16 protein-coding genes are annotated in these 16,620 nt (G+C 72.4%); 8 read left to right on the plus strand and 8 right to left on the minus strand.

The annotated features are described in order from the left end of the window. Window positions 1–18: 18 nt before the first annotated feature. The 4 genes from ABGB10_RS11715 to ABGB10_RS11730 form a co-directional block, all read right to left on the minus strand. Entirely contained in the window at window positions 19–1,212 is a 1,194-nt protein-coding gene (locus ABGB10_RS11715; RefSeq protein ID WP_347660894.1) for a GNAT family N-acetyltransferase, read from the minus strand. 64 nt (window positions 1,213–1,276) lie between these two features. Further along, window positions 1,277–2,110: an arginase family protein gene (locus ABGB10_RS11720; protein ID WP_347660895.1), complete on the minus strand. Its 834-nt coding sequence runs from the start codon at window positions 2,108–2,110 to the stop codon at window positions 1,277–1,279. Window positions 2,111–2,151: 41 nt separating this feature from the next. Next, a complete protein-coding gene (cydB, locus tag ABGB10_RS11725; RefSeq protein ID WP_347660896.1) occupies window positions 2,152–3,150 on the minus strand; it encodes a cytochrome d ubiquinol oxidase subunit II in 999 nt (332 codons plus the stop codon). A gap of 14 nt (window positions 3,151–3,164) precedes the next feature. After that, on the minus strand, window positions 3,165–4,577 hold the full coding sequence (locus ABGB10_RS11730) for a cytochrome ubiquinol oxidase subunit I (RefSeq protein WP_347660897.1): 1,413 nt from the start codon (window positions 4,575–4,577) through the stop codon (window positions 3,165–3,167). 175 nt (window positions 4,578–4,752) lie between these two features. On the opposite strand from ABGB10_RS11730, the gene ABGB10_RS11735 reads away from it, so the two are divergent. From ABGB10_RS11735 to ABGB10_RS11750, 4 genes are all read left to right on the plus strand, one after another. Continuing rightward, a complete protein-coding gene (locus ABGB10_RS11735) occupies window positions 4,753–5,526 on the plus strand; it encodes a lysophospholipid acyltransferase family protein (protein WP_347661163.1) in 774 nt (257 codons plus the stop codon). Window positions 5,527–5,871: 345 nt separating this feature from the next. Next, window positions 5,872–6,639 (plus strand): glycerophosphodiester phosphodiesterase, encoded by a 768-nt coding sequence (locus ABGB10_RS11740; protein ID WP_347660898.1) that lies wholly within the window; start codon window positions 5,872–5,874, stop codon window positions 6,637–6,639. 19 nt (window positions 6,640–6,658) lie between these two features. Beyond that, window positions 6,659–8,050 (plus strand): MFS transporter, encoded by a 1,392-nt coding sequence (locus ABGB10_RS11745; RefSeq protein WP_347660899.1) that lies wholly within the window; start codon window positions 6,659–6,661, stop codon window positions 8,048–8,050. Between the two features lie 149 nt (window positions 8,051–8,199). Then, window positions 8,200–8,823, plus strand: a complete 624-nt coding sequence (locus tag ABGB10_RS11750) for a thymidine kinase (RefSeq protein WP_231924683.1) — start codon at window positions 8,200–8,202, stop codon at window positions 8,821–8,823. On the opposite strand, the gene ABGB10_RS11755 is transcribed toward ABGB10_RS11750, so the two are convergent. From ABGB10_RS11755 to ABGB10_RS11765, 3 genes are read right to left on the minus strand one after another with little or no spacing between them, the layout of a single operon-like run. Beyond that, window positions 8,790–9,941 (minus strand): low temperature requirement protein A, encoded by a 1,152-nt coding sequence (locus ABGB10_RS11755; protein WP_347660900.1) that lies wholly within the window; start codon window positions 9,939–9,941, stop codon window positions 8,790–8,792. The two genes, ABGB10_RS11750 and ABGB10_RS11755, sit on opposite strands and share 34 nt — an antisense overlap. A gap of 59 nt (window positions 9,942–10,000) precedes the next feature. Further along, complete coding sequence (locus ABGB10_RS11760) at window positions 10,001–11,194, minus strand: low temperature requirement protein A (protein ID WP_347660901.1); 1,194 nt, start codon at window positions 11,192–11,194, stop codon at window positions 10,001–10,003. After that, window positions 11,181–11,591 (minus strand): hypothetical protein, encoded by a 411-nt coding sequence (locus tag ABGB10_RS11765; RefSeq protein WP_347661164.1) that lies wholly within the window; start codon window positions 11,589–11,591, stop codon window positions 11,181–11,183. Before ABGB10_RS11765 ends, ABGB10_RS11760 begins: the two co-directional genes overlap by 14 nt. Before the next feature lie 185 nt (window positions 11,592–11,776). Between ABGB10_RS11765 and ABGB10_RS11770 the strand changes: the two genes are divergently transcribed. From ABGB10_RS11770 to ABGB10_RS11785, 4 genes are read left to right on the plus strand one after another with little or no spacing between them, the layout of a single operon-like run. Continuing rightward, complete coding sequence (locus ABGB10_RS11770; protein WP_347660902.1) at window positions 11,777–13,480, plus strand: acyl-CoA dehydrogenase family protein; 1,704 nt, start codon at window positions 11,777–11,779, stop codon at window positions 13,478–13,480. Window positions 13,481–13,514: 34 nt separating this feature from the next. Continuing rightward, window positions 13,515–14,678, plus strand: coding sequence for a PQQ-binding-like beta-propeller repeat protein (locus ABGB10_RS11775; protein WP_347660903.1), 1,164 nt, complete (start codon window positions 13,515–13,517; stop codon window positions 14,676–14,678). A gap of 59 nt (window positions 14,679–14,737) precedes the next feature. Then, window positions 14,738–15,109 carry a VOC family protein gene (locus tag ABGB10_RS11780; RefSeq protein ID WP_347660904.1) on the plus strand — a complete coding sequence of 124 codons (372 nt, stop codon included), beginning with the start codon at window positions 14,738–14,740 and terminating at the stop codon, window positions 15,107–15,109. Between the two features lie 32 nt (window positions 15,110–15,141). Next, window positions 15,142–15,549: a RidA family protein gene (locus ABGB10_RS11785; protein WP_347660905.1), complete on the plus strand. Its 408-nt coding sequence runs from the start codon at window positions 15,142–15,144 to the stop codon at window positions 15,547–15,549. Window positions 15,550–15,578: 29 nt separating this feature from the next. Here the strand turns inward: ABGB10_RS11785 and ABGB10_RS11790 are convergent, their stop codons facing one another. Then, complete coding sequence (locus ABGB10_RS11790; protein ID WP_347660906.1) at window positions 15,579–16,577, minus strand: tyrosine-type recombinase/integrase; 999 nt, start codon at window positions 16,575–16,577, stop codon at window positions 15,579–15,581. Window positions 16,578–16,620 lie beyond the last annotated feature (43 nt).

Raw genomic sequence — 16,620 nt, forward strand, 5'->3', positions numbered from 1 at the left:
TCGGCATCCCGCCGCCGGTCAGAAGTAGTCGAGCAGTTGCGCCGGGCCACCCGCGCCCAGCAGGTCGAGAGTGACCGGGTCGACACCGGCCGGATGGTGCAGCAGCCCGGCCTGCGCGACCGACCGGGCGTGCGCGGCGCCAGCGTAGAGCAGGGCGAACCCGCGTACGTCCAGCCGCAGATCCGCCTCGCCGTCGACGCGGGTCAGCTCGGCGGCGCCGTCGGAGACGGCCAATCGCCACGTTCCGGTGTTCCACTCGGCGAGCCGGTCGGTGAGGCTGAAGTCGACGACGCCCCGGGCGTGAGCGGGCCAACCGCGCGCGGCGACCGCCCGGGCCACGTCCACCGGGCGGTGCATCCACAGGTCCCGCTCGTGGTCGCGGGCCGACTCCAGCGGCAGGACGGTGCTGACGGCGTCACCGTCGAGCGGGCACAGCCGCACCGTCGGCGCGACGCTGGCCCAACTGCCGAGCACACCGACGAGTTCCCGGGCGGCCTCGGCCGTGACGGCCAGGGCCTCGTCGACGGTGAGCACCGAGTCGGCGCCGTAGCCGCGGCCCCGCTGCCAGGTGGCGTAGCCCACCAGGTCGCCGTCGGCTTCGACGAGGGTGAGCCCGTCGCCGGGCATGCCCTGGTCGGCGGCGAAGAAGTCGAACAGCTCACCCCGACGGGTCAACATGCCGTTGCGGTGCCCGGCGACGCGCTCGTAGAGGTCGGCGACGGCGGGCAGGTCGGCCGGTGTACCGGCCCGCACGGTCAGGTCCGGGGAGGGCCGGTGCCGGGGCAGCACGGCGGTGGCCAGGTCGACGGTGCGCAGCACACCGGCGGCCTCCCACCCGCAGGCGCGGTACGGCGCGGCGACGGTCGGGTACAGGGCGCTGACCGCCGCACCGCGCTCGTAGGCCCCGCGCAGCAGGGCGGTGAGCATGGCGCGGGCCACACCCCGGCCACGGGCCTCGGGGGCGACCGCCACACCGGCCACGTCGGCAGCGGGCACCGCCCGGCCCGACCACCACTGGTCGTGGTGCAGGTCGACGGCCTTGCCGACGAGTCGGCCGGCGTCGTCGAACGCGCCGTAGCGGGTCATGCCGGGCACCGCGACGGTGGTGGGAGCGGGACGCTCCGGGCCGGAGCCGAACGCGAACCGGCCCAACTCCCAGGCGGCGTCGAGGTCGTCAGCGGTGAGTTCGCGTACGTGCACGGTGGCGGGCATCGGCACACCGTAGCGAGACGCGTCGGAACCGACCGCCGATTTTCGGCCCGCATGCCGCCGGGCATCAGGTGGGAAGGTCGCCCCTCAGGCCGAGCGCGCCCAGCACCTCGCCGAGCACCTGCTGGTCGTGCTCGACCTGCGGAACGTACTCGGTGATCCCCACTCCGACTACCCGGTGTCGTGTGCGCAGCGCCGTCAGCGATCGCGTCAGCGCGGCGGGTGTCAGGCCGCCGGGGGTGGGCACGGCCACGGCCGGCAACGCGGACGGGTCCAGCACGTCCAGGTCGAGGTGCACGTACACCGCGGCGCCGGGTGGGGGCAGTTCGGCCAGCCGGGGCGGATGCGCGCCCAGCGTGGCGGTGTCCAGCACCGTCAGGTCGTGCCGGTGCACGTACTCGACCTCGGCCGGGTCGAGATCTCGGACCCCGACCAGCGCGACCTGGCCCGGCGTCAGGCAACCGGGTGCCGGCAGCGCGGCGTCCGCGTCTCCGTCGAGCAGCAGGCGCAGGGGCATGCCGTGTGCCATCCCACTCGGCGAACTCGCGGGTGTGTTGAGGTCGCCGTGTGCGTCGATCCAGAGCACGAACAGCCGTTGCGCGTAGTGCCCCGCGAGGTGGGCCACCGACGCGACCTCGACCGCGCAGTCTCCGCCCAACGTGAGCAGCCGCCTCGGGTGGTGCCGCGCGAGCACGTCCCGGTGGGCGCGGTAGGCGTCGACGACGGCGGCCCGGTGGCGGACACCCTTCTCCCGCTCCGACCCGCCGGCCACGACCGGCACGGTGATCCGCCGCGTCCCCGGCGCGGTCAGGGCGCCCAGCGCGGCCGCTCCGTCGCGCACCCGGATGTCGTCCGCGCCCTGCCACATCGGTACCAGCACGTCGAGATCCCGGTTCCACATGGCGACGATCCTCCCAGCCGGCCGGGAGCGCACCCTGTCGGTCAGTGTTGCGGGATGTTGGCCACGCCGATGCGCTTGCGGAACACCCAGTACGTCCAGCCCTGGTAGGCCAGCACCACCGGAGTGAAGATCACCGCCACCCAGGTCATGATCTTCAGCGTGTACGGGGTGGACGCGGCGTTGGTGGCCGTCAGCGTGCCGGCCGCGTCCAGGGTGGAGGGCAGCACGTTCGGGAACAGCGCCGCGAACAGGGTCGCCACGGCCAGGCCGATCGCCACGGCGGTGCCGGTGAACGCCCAGCCCTCCCGGCGTACCCGGGCGGCGGCCAGGCCACCGAGCAGGGCGACGGCGGCGCCGACGGCGAGCACGACGGCGGCCGTGCTGGAACGGATGCTCAACGTCCAGCTCAGGAAGCCGACCGCGAGCACCGCCGCGCCGACGCCCAGGCGCACCGCGAGGGCACCCGCGCGCTCGCGGATGTCACCGGTGGTCTTCAGGGCGATGAACACCGCGCCGTGGGTGAGGAACAGCGCGAGGGTGGTCGCGCCACCCAGCAGGGCGTACGGGTGCAGCAGGTCGACCAGGCCACCGACGTACTCGTGGTCGGCGTCCAGCGGCACACCGCGCAGGATGTTGGCGAAGGCGACGCCCCACAGGATCGCCGGCAGCAGCGAGCCGACCACGATCGCGGTGTCCCACCGGCGTTTCCAGGACGCCTCGGGGCGCTTGTGCCGGTACTCGAACGCGACGCCCCGGGCGATCAGGGCCAGCAGGATCAGCAGCAGCGGCAGGTAGAAGCCGGAGAAGAGGGTGGCGTACCACTCGGGAAACGCGGCGAACATGGCGCCACCGGCGGTGATCAACCACACCTCGTTGCCGTCCCAGACCGGCCCGATGGTGTTGATCAGGACGCGGCGTTCCCGGTCGTCGCGGCCCAGGACGGGCAGCAACATGCCGACGCCGAAGTCGAAGCCCTCCAGGATGAAGTACCCGGTGAACAGCACGGCGACGAGGAGAAACCAGATGGTGGTCAGTTCCACGATGGGCTCCGGGATCAGTAGGCGAAGGCGAGCGGGCGCTCGGCGTCGTCGGTGTCGTCGGTGGGGGGTTGTTCGCTGACGTCGGGTACGCCGGCCTTGGCGTAGCGCAGCAGCAACTTGACCTCGATGACGGCGAGGGTGGCGTAGATCAGCGTGAACGCGGTGAACGAGGTGAGCACCTCGGCCAGCGAGACGCTGCGCGACACCCCGTTACGGGTGAGCATCTCGCCGAAGACGATCCACGGCTGGCGACCCATCTCGGTGAAGATCCAGCCGAACGAGTTGGCCAGCAGCGGCAGCACCGGCATGGCCAGCCCGGCGCGCAGCAGCCACCTGCTGCTCGGTGTACGGCCCTTGCGCTGGCTCCAGAGCACCAGCAGGGCGATGGCCCCGGCGGCCATCCCGAAGGCGATCATGAAGCGGAAGCTCCAGTAGGTGACCGGGATGATCGGGGTGTAGCTGCCCGCGCCGTACTGGGTGGCGTACTGGGCCTGTAGGTCGTTGATGCCGTGCACGGTGCCGTTCGGGTCGCCGGTGCCCAGGTACGACAGCAGGTACGGGATCTTGAGGGCGAACACCTCGCGGCTGCCGTCGAGGCTGCCGATGGTGAGCACGGAGAACGAGGCGGGGCTCTCGGTGGTGTAGAGGCCCTCGGCGGCGGCCATCTTCATCGGCTGCACCTCGGTCATGATCTTGCCCTGGATGTCGCCGGTGAACAGCACGGCGGCGGAGGCGACCAGGACCACCCAGGAGCCGAACTTCGTGGCGAAGCGGTACGCGCCGGTGTCGGCGGAGTCGCGGTTGCGGATCACGTGCCACAGGCCGACCGCGACGATCAGCGAACCGGCGACCAGGAACGAGCCGGCCAGGGTGTGCGGGAACGTGATCAGGGCGACCTTGTTGGTCAGCACGGCCGGGAAGTCGGTCAGCTCGGCGCGTCCGCTGTCGGGGTTGATGCGGTAGCCGACCGGGTTCTGCATGAACGAGTTCGCGGCGAGGATGAAGTACGCGGACAGGTTGGTGCCGATCGCGGCGGCCCAGATGCTGGCCAGGTGCGCCCGCTTGGGCAGCCGGTCCCAGCCGAAGATCCACAGGCCGATGAAGGTGGATTCGAGGAAGAACGCGACAAGCGCCTCGATGGCCAGCGGCGCGCCGAAGATGTCGCCGACGAAGCGGGAGTAGTCGCTCCAGTTCATGCCGAACTGGAACTCCTGCACGATGCCGGTGACCACACCCATGGCAAAGTTGATCAGGAACAGCTTGCCGTAGAACTTGGTGAGTTTGAGGTAGCGCTCGTTGCCGGTGCGGTGCCACATCGTCTGCAGGATGGCCACCAGCACGGACAGGCCGATGGTCAGCGGCACGAAGAGAAAGTGGTAGACGGTGGTGACACCGAACTGCCAGCGGGCAACGTCCAACGCGTCCACCTGAAAACCCCCAACCAGCCGTACTACGGGACGTAGTAAATACTACTGCTTGTCGTAGAGAGATGGGCAGGGCCGGGCGGCCCGGAACGGCCCGGGACCAATGACCCTGATCACCCGGGGCATCCGGCCGACCCGCCCGCACGGCCGGGCCGAAGCGTGCGACGATGTCGCGCTGATGGACACCACGTACGCCACCTGGCAGCCGCCGCTGATCTGGCGCGGCGCACTGCTCCTGATCCGGGCCCTGGTCGGCCTGCTGGCCCGCCTCGAGGTCACCGGCGACGTCCCCGCGCACCTGCGCCGAGGGCCGCTGGTGCTGGCCGCCAACCACATCAGCCCGTTCGACCCGGTGGTGCTGGCCGCCGCCTGCCAGACCCGGGGCATCGCCCCCCGGATCATGGCGACCGCCGGACTGTTCCGTGCCCCGGTGCTCGGTGCCGCCATGCGCCACGCCGGGCACATCCGCGTCGACCGGGGCACCGGTGCCGTCCACCGGGCTCTCGACGACGCCGCCACCGCTGTCGCCCGCGGCTCGGTGATCCTCATCTACCCCGAGGGGCGCATCGGCCTGGACCCCGGCATGTGGCCCGAACGCGGTAAGACCGGCGCCGCCCGCCTCGCCCTGGCCTGCGGCGCTCCGGTCGTCCCGGTCGCCCAGTGGGGCGCCCACGAGGTACTCCCCTATCAGGCTCCCCGGGGAATGCTGCGCGGCGTCGCCCGCTCACTGTGGCGTCGCCCGGTGGTCCGGGTGCACTTCGGCGCCCCCGTCGACCTCGGCGAGTCGACCGCCGCGAGCCCCGGCGCGGCGCGCCGGGCCACCGACCGGATCATCGACGCTCTCACCGACACCCTCGCCCCGCTGCGCCCCGACGAACCCGACCTGCCCCGGCACGTCGACCCCGGTCGCCCGAGCGACCTCAGCCGCGCCCACCGCCGCCGTTCGGCCTGAGGCCGCGACGTCGGGTCGCACCTGTGCCCAGATTGCCGGCGGGGCCTGCAGCGCCGAGTTCAGCCAGGCGCCGCCGGCGGCCAACCCCCCACCCGCGCGTCCTTTGCTCTGCACCCACGGGCGCACCAGCTACAGACGGTGACTGTCGCCTCGGCGGGTGCAGAGCAAAGGCCGTGAGACAGGCGTCCGGGGTCCGGTGGTCGTGAGCGGGTCCGGGCACGAGCGTGTGGCCGCCGGCCGCCGGGAAGAGCGCCGCGGCCACCCGTGCCGCGTCCCCGGCATCCCGGGCCTGATCTTCGCCGGTAGGTCACCCGCGCTCCACCAGCGGCGGGCATACTGCGTCGCGTGCTGACCCGACCCGGCTACCTCGACGCGCCCGCGCCGCTGGCGTTCGCCCACCGGGGCGGTGCCGCCGACGGCGACGAGAACACCACCGAGGCGTTCGCCCGGGCCATCGGGCTCGGCTACCGGTACGTGGAGACCGACGTGCACGCCACCACGGACGGCGTCGCGGTGATCTTCCACGACCCGACGCTGCGCCGGGTCACCGGTGAACCGGGGCGCATCGCCGAGATGAGCTGGGCCGACCTCGCCTCGGTACGCGTCGGCGGCGCCGCCGTCGTACCCCGACTCGACGAGGTGCTCGCCGCCTGGCCGCGGGTCCGCTTCAACATCGACGTCAAGGCCGACGGCGGCGTCGAGCCGACGGTCGCGACCGTGACCCGGGCCGGCGCCGCCGACCGGGTGCTGCTCGCCTCGTTCAGCGACGCCCGCCTGACCCGGCTACGCGCGCTCACCGAGGGGCGGGTCGCCACCAGCCTCGGCATGCGCGGCGTCGCCCGGCTACGCCTCGCCTCCCTGCACGGACGCCCACTGCGGCTCCCCCCGTCGGTGGTCGCCGCGCAGGTGCCGCCCCACTACGGTCGGGTGCCGGTGGTGGACCGTCGGTTCCTCGACTACTGCCACCGGATCGGCCTTCAGGTGCACGTCTGGACGATCGACGAACCCGCCCAGATGCACGACTTACTGGATCGTGGCGTGGATGGCATCATGACCGATCACGTCGGCGTGCTGCGCGACGTCTACCGCAGCCGCGGCCACTGGGCCGCCTGAGCCATTCCGAGGACCCCCGATGGCCGAGACCGTGACCCCCACGGTGGGCGACACCCTGCCTCCCGCGAGCACCCGCCGGGAGCGCCGGGGCTGGTACATCTACGACTGGGCCAACTCCGCGTTCCAGACCACGGTCATCACCGTCTTCCTCGGCCCGTTCCTGACCACCGTCGCCGAGGTGGCGGCCGGCTGCGAGTTGGGCGCGGACTCCTGCGACGGCTTCGTGTACCCGCTCGGCATCAAGGTCGCCGCCGGGTCCTACTACCCGTACCTGATCTCACTGTCGGTGTTCCTCACCGTGTTCGTGCTGCCGGTCATCGGAGCGATCGCGGACCGGTCGGCGCACAAGAAGCGGCTGCTCGGTGGCGCCGCGTTCACCGGTGCAGGCGCCACCATCGCGATGGCCTTCGTCACCGGCGACCGCTACCTGCTCGGCGGGGCACTCTTCCTGGTCGCCAACATCTCGTTCGGCGCCGCGATCGTGGTCTACAACTCGTTCCTGCCACAGCTCGGCGGTCCCGACGAACGCGACGGCATCTCCAGCCGCGGCTGGGCGCTGGGCTACCTCGGCGGCGGTCTGCTGCTGGCGCTCAACCTGGTCGCGATCACCCTGCTCGACAAGGGTGACAACCCGCAACGCACTCTGGACCTGGCCCGCTGGTCGATCGTGTCCGCCGGAGTCTGGTGGGCGCTGTTCACGCTGGTCCCGCTGCGCTGGCTGCGCGAGCGCCCCCCGGCGGTGGCACTGGCCGGTGGCGGCAACGTGCTCACCGACGGGTTCCGCCAACTCGGCCGCACCATCCGCGAGATCAAGGCGTACCCGCTGACGCTGTACTTCCTGCTCGCCTTCCTGGTCTACAACGACGGCATCCAGACCGTCATCACCCTGGCCAGCCAGTACGGCACCGAGGAGCTGCGCCTGGAACAGAGCACCCTGATCATCACGATCCTGCTGGTGCAGTTCCTCGCCTTCGGTGGCGCGTTGAGCCTGGGCGCGCTGGCCAGACGCATCGGCGCGTGGAAGACCGTACTGCTCAGCCTGGTGCTCTGGACCGGTGTGATCATCGCCGCGTTCCGGCTGCCCGCCGAGGCGCCGGTGCCGTTCATGGTCCTCGGCGCGGCCATCGGCCTGGTCCTCGGTGGCAGTCAGGCGCTGAGCCGATCCCTGTTCAGCCAGCTCATCCCCGCCGGGAAGGAAGGCGAGTACTACGGCTTCTACGAGATCAGCGACAAGGGCACCAGCTGGCTCGGCCCGCTCGCGTTCGGCCTGGTGTTCCAGCTCACCTCCTCCTACCGGGTGGGCCTGGTCTCACTGCTGATCTTCTTCGTGGTCGGTTTCCTGCTCCTCGCCGCCGTACCGATGCGCCGTGCCATCATCGCCGCAGGCAACACGCCCCCGCGGGTGCTCTGAGCACGCATCCCGCACCCGGCAGATCAGGGGCGGTCGATCGGCTAGGCTGCCCGACCGTGACTGACGCCGCCACCGCCGCCCCGACCTGCCTCGCCCACCCGTTCCCCGGCCAGCCGCACGCGCCGGCCGGGTGCGCGGCGGCGCGTGGGCTGGACGGGCGGCCGGTGCACGCGGCGGCGTTGAAGTTCTTCTGGGGGCCGATGGACTGCGGCAAGTCCACGATGGCGCTGCAGATGAACTACAACCACGCCCGGCAGGGCCGTCGGGGGTTGGTCACCACCCGCATCGACCGGTCGCTGGGCCCGCAGGTCACCACCCGCATCGGGCTGGCCCACGAGGCCATCGAGGTCACCGACGACCTGGACCTGCGGGCGCTCGTGCGCGGCCGGTGGGCCGACGGGGTACGCGTGGACTACCTGATCTGTGACGAGGCGTGTTTCTACACCGTCGAACACGTCGAGCAGATGGCCGAGCTGGTCGACAGCTACGACGTCGACGTGTTCGCGTTCGGGCTGGCCACCGACTTCCGGTCCAGCCTGTTCCCCGCCGCGCAACGTCTGTTCGAGTTGGCCGACGAGGTGGCCCGCATCCAGGTCGAGGTGCTCTGCTGGTGCGGCCGGGAAGGGCTGCTCAACGCCCGCGTCGTCGACGGGCGGGTCGTCCGCGAGGGCGCGCAGGTCGTCATCGGCGACACCGTGGACACCGCCGAGGTGCGCTACCAGGTGCTGTGCCGCCGGCACTACCGCAGCGGCGACCTCGGCCCCCGCGACTGAGCCACGTGCCGGCCCGTTATCCAGTCGGCCACGATCACCGCGCCGGTGATCAGCAGCGCGGCCGAGGCAGCCACCGCGAGTGGCACCCGCAGCGCGACGGCCGCCGGTGTCAGCGCGAGCAGCAGCAGCGTCGCCACGGCCCGGCTGGTCACCCCGGCGTGGCCGAGCGCCATCTGGTACGCGGCGTGCCCGGCCAGGAACAGCGCCGGACCGCCCAGCAGCACCAGCGCGGTGGCCCAGTCGACCGGTTGACCGGGGTGGCTGAGTAGCCGTTCGTCACCGACGGCGGTGACGACGATCCCGCCCACCATCACCGGGTGCAGGTAGTTGAACAGCAGCCGGGAGAGCCGGCCGGATCGCTCTCCCGCGGCGGCCAACGCGGCTGTTCCGGCGTGCGCCCGGTCGAAGTACACCCACCACAGGGCCACCGAACCGGCGAAGGCGAGCAGGAAGGCGGCGATCGTGACCCGGTCGAGTCTCTGCGTGAGTGTCCCCCCGGTGATCAGGATCGACTCACCCAGGGCGATGAGGATGAAGGCCTGACACCGTTCGGCCAGGTGCCCACCCTCGACCTCCCAGTGCTCCGGGGTGCTTCGCCCCAGCCCCGGCACCGGAAAGCCGGTCGCCAGACCCACCGCGTCGACCACGATCACCGCGATCCAGATCACCTCCCGGGCCGGGGCGTCCACCAGCCCGCCGACCACCGCCAGCGTGCCCGTCCCGGTGATCCAGACCAGGCACTGGACGAAGCTCTCACCGAGCCAACGCTGACCCCGGATGGCCCACATGGCGAAGATCGTTCGCCCGATCTGCACCGCCGCGTACGCCCCGGCGAAGAGCAGACCGTTCGCGCCGAACGCGGTGGGCAGCGCTGCGGCGAGCAGCAGGCTGCCCAGCGTCACCACCAACAGCGTGGCCCGCACCGGCGCCCGGTCCGGACGCAGCCAATTGCCCATCCAGACGGTGTAGATCCAGACCAGCCAGACCAGGCCGAGCAGCACGGCGGCCCGGCGGACGCCGCGCCAGCTCAGGTCCTCGCTGAGGTAGTGCGAAAGCTGGATGATCGTGAAGACGTAGACCAGGTCGAAGAACAGCTCGGTGGACGTGGTTCGTTCCACGCCGCGACGCGGTCGCAGCAACTGCGGGTGAAGCGGCCCGTCGCCCGGCCCGGAGCGGGTCATTGCACACCCCGCCGCGCCTGGGAGCGGTCGGCCATGATCACCGCGACCGTCACCGCCAAGCCCGCCGCGGCGCACGCCGCGGCGGGGGCCTTCAGCCCCACGCAGACCGGCACCAACGCCAGCAGTACCAGCACCGCCGCGATCCGGCTGGTCGGAAAGGTCCGCCACAGTACCGCCATGTAGGCGGCGTGCCCGGCGAGGAACAGCGCCGGGCCGCCCAGGGTGAACAGCGCGGTGACCGTGGTGGTGGGCGCGCCGGGCTCGCGCAGCAGCCGCTCGTCGCCCGCCGACGTGACGATGACGCCGGCGACGATCACCGGGTGCAGGTAGTTGAACGCGACTCGGCTCAACGCGCCGGTGCGCTCACCGGCCTGGGCGATGACCTGCGTCGCGGCCGGGGCGGTGCGGGCGAAGTACACCCACCACAGCGCCACCGAACCGGCGAACGCCATGAGGAACGCCCCGGACATCACCACGTCGACGTGGGACGTGAAGGTGGTGCCGGTGACCAGGATCGACTCGCCCAGCGCGATCAGGACGAACGCCGAGGAGCGTTCGGCCAGATGCCCACCCTCGACCATCCACCGCTCGGGACGACTACGCCCCCGCCTGGGCACCGGGTAGCCGATCAGCAGGCCGACCACCTCGAGCACGATCACCGTTGCCCACAACGCCTCCCGGGCGGCCCCGTCGACCAGGCCGCCGACCACCATGAGCAGCGACGTCCCGAGTATCCACGGCAGCGACTTCTGAAAGCCGTCGACCAGCCACGGGGTGCCCTGCACCGCCCACAACGCGAACATCGTCCGGCCCACCTGCACGGTCACGTAGACAACCGCGAAGAGCAGGCCGGTCCGGGTGAACGCCTGCGGGATCGCCGCCGACAGCAACAGGCTGCCCAGGGCCACCCCGATCAACATCGCCCGCACCGGACCCCGGTCCGGGTGCAGCCAGTTGGTCAGCCAGGTGGTGTAGACCCAGACGAACCAGACCAGCGCCAGCAGCAGCGCGGTACGGCCGGCGCCACGCCAGTTCGGGTGTTCGATCAGGTAGTGCGACAGCTGGGTGACGGTGAAGATGAAGACCAGGTCGAAGAAGAGTTCGGTCGAGGTGGTCGGCTGCACCCCCCGACGCCCCCGCAGCAACCCGGGACGCGCCGGGGCACCGGCCGGCGACTCAGAAGGGGTCACCACAGACCCGCCAGTCGCCGCCCTCGCGGACCACCGGTAGGCGGCGTTCCTCGCTGAGCCCACCGGCGCGGGTCACCTTCACCGTCACTGTGCCCTGCGGTCGGCCGCTGCGGGTGGCGACCGACACGTCGGTGATCTCGTAGTCGGTGACCATCGGCGGAGTACGTACCCAACTGGTGAAGCCGATCGCGCTCCACCGGCTGCGGGCATCCTCGCAGAGCCGCTCGTACGCGCGGTCGCTGTCGCCGAGGGTCACCTCGTTGAGGAACCCGTCGGCGGTCTCCCGGATCGGGCCGGCGGCCTGCCGGACGGTCTGCAGATTCCAGGCGGCCAGGCCGCCCACCCCGACACAGCACAGCGCCACACCGAACCCGGCGAACGCCAACCCGGTGCGCATCGGGCGGCTGCGCCGGGCCGGTCGGCTCCACGACTGGCCGGCACCCACGACTACCGACCGTAGAGAACACCGTCGCACCGGGGTACGACAAGCGGAAAATCGGATCCGGGGACTCACCCTGTTCGAGGCGGCCATGGATCGTCTACCGTCGGCGCACACCCCCGAGCAGTGCCAGGAGCCGATCGATGAGCCGCTTCGTGCAGCCGGTACCACCCCCCGTCGACCCGTACGCCGGTGATGGCCTGCTGCGCTCCTGGCTGGAGCGTCACCTCGGCCCGGCCGGGCACGCCGCCGCGAAGGGCCGCCTCGCCGACCTGGCCGCCGACGTCGCCGGGCCGCTGCGCGCGGCGCACGCCGACGCGGAGGCGCACCCGCCGACGCTGGTCCGCTACGACCCGTGGGGCGCTCGGGTCGACCGGATCGACACCTCCGCCGGCTGGCAGGCGCAGAGGGCCGCCGCCGCCCGGCACGCGGTGGTCGCGCTGCCCTACCTGCCGGATGCGCGCGGCACCTGGGGTGCCACCGCGCGGGTGGTGCAGCACGCCCTGCTGCACCTGTACGGGCCGGAGTCGGCGACGTTCTCCTGCCCGGTGGCGATGGCCGACGGGGCTGCGGCGCTGCTCAGCCTGCCGGAGGTGGACACCGGGATCCGGGACGCGTGGCTGCCCCGGCTGATTTCCACCGACCCGGCGGTGGCGATCACCAGCGGGCAGTGGATGACCGAGGCGCAGGGCGGCTCCGACCTGGGCCGTTCCAGCACGGTCGGCCGACCCGCGGCGGATGGTTCCTGGCGGCTGACCGGGGAGAAGTGGTTCTGCTCGGCCGCCGACGCGGCGATGGCGGTGGCGCTGGCCCGACCCGAGGGTGCCGGGCGCGGCAGTCGGGTGCTCGCGCCGTTCCTCGTTCCCCGGTACGCGGTCGACTCCCCGCTGGCCGACGGCATGGCCCCGGGGGCACCCGCGCCGGGCGTCACCGTGCACCGTCTCAAGGACAAGCTCGGCACGCGGGCGCTGCCCACCGCCGAGATCGGTCTGCACGACGCGTACGCCGTACCGCTGGGCGATCCGGCGGTTCCCGGCCTGGTCCGGGCGATGACCCTGGTGGTGGTGACCCGGGTGCACAACGCCGCCGCCGCGGCGGGCGGGATGCGACGAGGTCTCGCCTACGCCCGGGCGTACGCCGACGTGCGGCACGTCGCGGGCGGCGCGTTGGTGTCCTCGCCGCTGCACCGGGCCACCCTGGGCACCCTCGCGGTCGACGCGGCCGGTGCGTTCGCCCTGGCCGGGCACGCGTTCGCGCTACTCGGGCGGGTCGAGGTCGACGCCGACCCGGTGGCTGCGGCGGAGCTGCGGATCGTGGCACCGTTGGCGAAGCTGGCCACCGGCCGGCTGGCGGTCAGCTCCGCCAGCGAGTACGTGGAGAGCTTCGGTGGGGCCGGCTACGTGGAGGACACCGGCGTGCCCCGCCTGCTGCGCGACGCCCAGGTGTTGCCGATCTGGGAGGGCACCACGAACGTGCTGGCCCTGGACGTGCTGCGTGCGCTGACCCGGGAGGACGCCGGGGCGCCGCTGTTGACCCGGCTCGCCGCCGCCGTCGACCTGGCCCGACCGTTGTCGCCGGTGCTGGCCGACACGTTGGCCACCACCGCCGCGCAGTTGGGCGACACCATCACCTCGGTGACCGTCGACCCGGGCTCGCCGGCGGTGCTCGCCGGTGCCCGTGGTCTGGCGCTGCGCCTGGCGTACGCGCTGAGCACCGCGTTGCTCGTCGAGCACGCCGCCTGGGGTGACGAGCAGGCGGCACTGGCCGCCCGGCTGTGGGCGCGCCGCTGGCTGCGGCACGAGGAGATCGCCGAGGACGCCCACCAGCACCTCGATCTGCTCTGCTGAGCGACCGGCGCGAGCGGACGGGTGGGATGTGCCCATGTCGGTGCTGATCGAGTTGGACGACGACCGGGGCGTGCCCCCGGACGACCGTGGGCCGCCGCCGAAGGTGTCCCGCCGGGGTCGGGTGGCGTTGTTGCTGGCGGCGTGCGCCCTGCTCGGCGGCGCGGCCCCACCCGTGCACCTGAGGCCGCAGGTCGGGCCGGCGGTGCCCGCCCGGGCGACGGTGCTCGGTGCGGGGCCGCTGCTGCTGGTCGTCGACCCCGACACGAACCCTCCGACGTTGAGCGCCTACGACGTGGCCGCGCCGCAGCGCCCGGCGCGTTGGCGGGTCACCGTGCCGCCCGCCGCCGGGTGGTCCGCCGAGATCGCCGGTGACCTGCTGCTGCTCGTCGAACGCGACCAGATCCGGGGTGCGAGGGTGACCAGCGCGCGGTCACTGCGCACCGGCCAGCCGCTCTGGCAACGACCCGGGCGGGTGTACGCGGCCGGGGACGCGATGGTGGCGGTGAGCGAGGTTCGCAGTGCCTCCGAGCCGGCGCGGCGGGTCGAGGGCACGGTGCACGGCGTCGACCCGGCCACCGGCGCGACCCGGTGGTCGGTTCCGGTGCCCTCCACGGCCGTGCTGAGGCCGCTGCCCGGGCGGGTGCTGCTGGTGCAGGACGACGGGCTGGCCCGGCTGCTCGACGCCCACGACGGCACCGAGCACGGGCGGGGACAACTCCCACCGGCCGACTACGGCCCGGACAATCCCCAGGTCGTCGGCGCGCACCTGGTGCTGCGCCACCCGGACGGCGCTCGGGTCGCGCTGACCGGGTACGACCTGCCGGGGCTGGCACCGCGCTGGAAGATGCCGGTCGAGGCGGGTGAGTTGACCCTGCGGCCCTGCCAGGGCCTGATCTGCGGGCAGGACGAGCGTGGACGCTGGGCGCTCGACGCCGGCACCGGCGTGCGGGTGTGGACGTGGCCGGCGGGGGCGCGCTGGCGGACGGTGGCGGGATCACGGGCCACCACGGAACCGCTGGTGGTGCTCGGGACGGCGTCGGGTGACGAGCGCACCCTGGTCGCGACGGTAGGTCGCGACGGCCTCCGGGTGACCGCGGTACTCCCGGCGGGCCTGACCGACTGTCGGCGGGTCACCACCGGGCTGATCTGCCGCGACGGCACCGCGCGGGTCGCGGTCTGGCCGTTCGACACGCCCTGACCAGGCTGGGGGTCGGCCGCTGGACCGGTTTTGTCGGGCCCCGGGGGCATACTGCCGGCGTGACAGTCTCTGCCGACCTCGCCATGGTCAACCTCGACAGTTCCGACCCCGCCGGCCACGCCGCGTTCTACCACGAGGCGCTCGGTTGGGAGATCACCCACAGCGAAGCCGAGTACGCCATGATCAGCGCCGGTGGTGTCTCCATCGGCTTCGGCCTGGTCGAGGGCTACCGTCCACCGTCCTGGCCGGACGCGACCGGCGGCAAGCGCTACCACCTCGATCTTTATGTCGACGACCTGTCGGCGGCGGAGGAGAAGTTCGTCGCGGCGGGCGCGTCCAAGCCCGAGTTCCAGCCCGGTGGCGACAAGTGGGTGGTGCTCCTCGACCCGATCGGGCAGCCGTTCTGCATCTGCCCCCGCCCACAGAGCTGAGACGGCCCGGCGCAGCGACAGAAGGAGTCAGCATGGCCATCACTCTCGTCAACCCGGACGGGTTACCGAAGCCGGACGTCTACCGTCAGTTGTCGATCGCAACCGGGTCCAAGTTGGTCTTCCTCTCCGGTCAGGTGGCCCGCGACGCCGAAGGGCGCAAAGTCGGCGAGGGAGATTTCGCCGCCCAGGTCGAGCAGTGCTATCTCAACATCGGCACCGCCCTGGCCGAGATCGGTGGGTCCTTCGACGACGTGGCGAAACTGACCGTCTACGTCGTCGACTGGTCGCCCGACAAGATGCCCCTGTTGGGCGAAGGCGTCGCTCGGGCGAGTGCGAAGCTGGGAGTTGACCCGGTCAAGCCCATCACGCTGCTGGGTGTCAGTGCTCTGGGCGAGCCTGATCTCCTGGTCGAGGTCGAAGCCACCGCGGTTCTCGACTGATCGACCACCCGACGTCGGGCGCGAGGCACTCAACCGCGGCGACGGGACCGGGCCGCCCACACCGCGTAGGCCGGGTCGCGGTCGAGGTTGTGCCGGTCCCGGTCGTAGCGGCGGGTGGTGCGCGGGTCCGCGTGCCCCATCGCGTCCTGCACGTCCTCCAGCGGCACGCCCTCGGAGCGGGCGGTGGTGGCGAACGCATGGCGCAGTGAGTGCGGGGACAGCTTCGCCCAGGCCGGGATGCCCGCTGCTCGGGCGAGCCGGCGCACGAGCCGGAACACCGAGTGCCGGTCCAGCCGGCCGCCGGTGGCGGTGACCAGCAGCGGCCCGGTCAACTGTGCCACCGGCACACCGGCGGCGGCGGCCCGCTCGGCCAGGTAGGCGTCCACGGCGTACCCGCTGCTGGGGGTGAGGGCGCGGCGGCGTTGCTTGCCGCCCTTGCCGACGAAACGCACGCTGCGGTGTCCGCGTTCGGTGCCGAGGTCGGTCAGGTCCAGCGAGATCAGCTCGCCGACCCGTAGGCCCAGGTCGGCGAGGAGCGCGATCGCCGCCCGGTTGCGGGAGGCGGTCGCGCCGGTGTCCGCGTCGGCGGCGCTGAGCAGCGCGTCGACCTCTTCGGGGGTGAGCCCGAGTGTGGCGGAGTGGTCCCGGTCGACGCGGGGCCGGTCCGCGCCGGAGACCGGGTTGGCCGGCACGGCGCCCAGTTTGACGAGGAAGTCGTACCAACTGGACAGCGCGGAGAGTCGCCGCGCCACGGTCGCTGGCGTCAGCGGTCGGCCGCTGCGCGCGCCGATGGTGGCTTCCAACGCCCGCGCGTACTCGTTGACGTGCAGGAAGGTGGCCCGTAGCGGGTCCAGGTCACGACCGGCGCACCAGGTGAGCCAGCCGGTGACGTCGCGTCGGTACGCGTCGCGGGTGTGCTCGGACAACCGCCGGTTGCGCAGCCACGCCTCGGTGACCTCGACCGGCCCGCTCGGCAGAGCGGGTGGCGCGGACGGGCGGGCGAGCGCCGGAGCGTCGGAGAACACCATGTGAAAAAGGCTCTCAGCCTCGGGTGGGATCGGCGTGCAGGCG

Source organism: Micromonospora sp. B9E7, assembly GCF_039871815.1.
Classification (GTDB): Bacteria; Actinomycetota; Actinomycetes; order Mycobacteriales; family Micromonosporaceae; genus Micromonospora.

Coding starts and splice junctions, on each gene's coding strand:
- ABGB10_RS11715 (WP_347660894.1), bottom strand. CDS start 1,212: ATGCCCGCCACCGTGCACGTACGCGAACTCACCGCTGACGACCTCGAC.
- ABGB10_RS11720 (WP_347660895.1), bottom strand. CDS start 2,110: ATGTGGAACCGGGATCTCGACGTGCTGGTACCGATGTGGCAGGGCGCG.
- ABGB10_RS11735 (WP_347661163.1), top strand. CDS start 4,753: ATGGACACCACGTACGCCACCTGGCAGCCGCCGCTGATCTGGCGCGGC.
- ABGB10_RS11745 (WP_347660899.1), top strand. CDS start 6,659: ATGGCCGAGACCGTGACCCCCACGGTGGGCGACACCCTGCCTCCCGCG.
- ABGB10_RS11765 (WP_347661164.1), bottom strand. CDS start 11,591: ATGCGCACCGGGTTGGCGTTCGCCGGGTTCGGTGTGGCGCTGTGCTGT.
- ABGB10_RS11770 (WP_347660902.1), top strand. CDS start 11,777: ATGAGCCGCTTCGTGCAGCCGGTACCACCCCCCGTCGACCCGTACGCC.
- ABGB10_RS11775 (WP_347660903.1), top strand. CDS start 13,515: ATGTCGGTGCTGATCGAGTTGGACGACGACCGGGGCGTGCCCCCGGAC.
- ABGB10_RS11785 (WP_347660905.1), top strand. CDS start 15,142: ATGGCCATCACTCTCGTCAACCCGGACGGGTTACCGAAGCCGGACGTC.
- ABGB10_RS11790 (WP_347660906.1), bottom strand. CDS start 16,577: ATGGTGTTCTCCGACGCTCCGGCGCTCGCCCGCCCGTCCGCGCCACCC.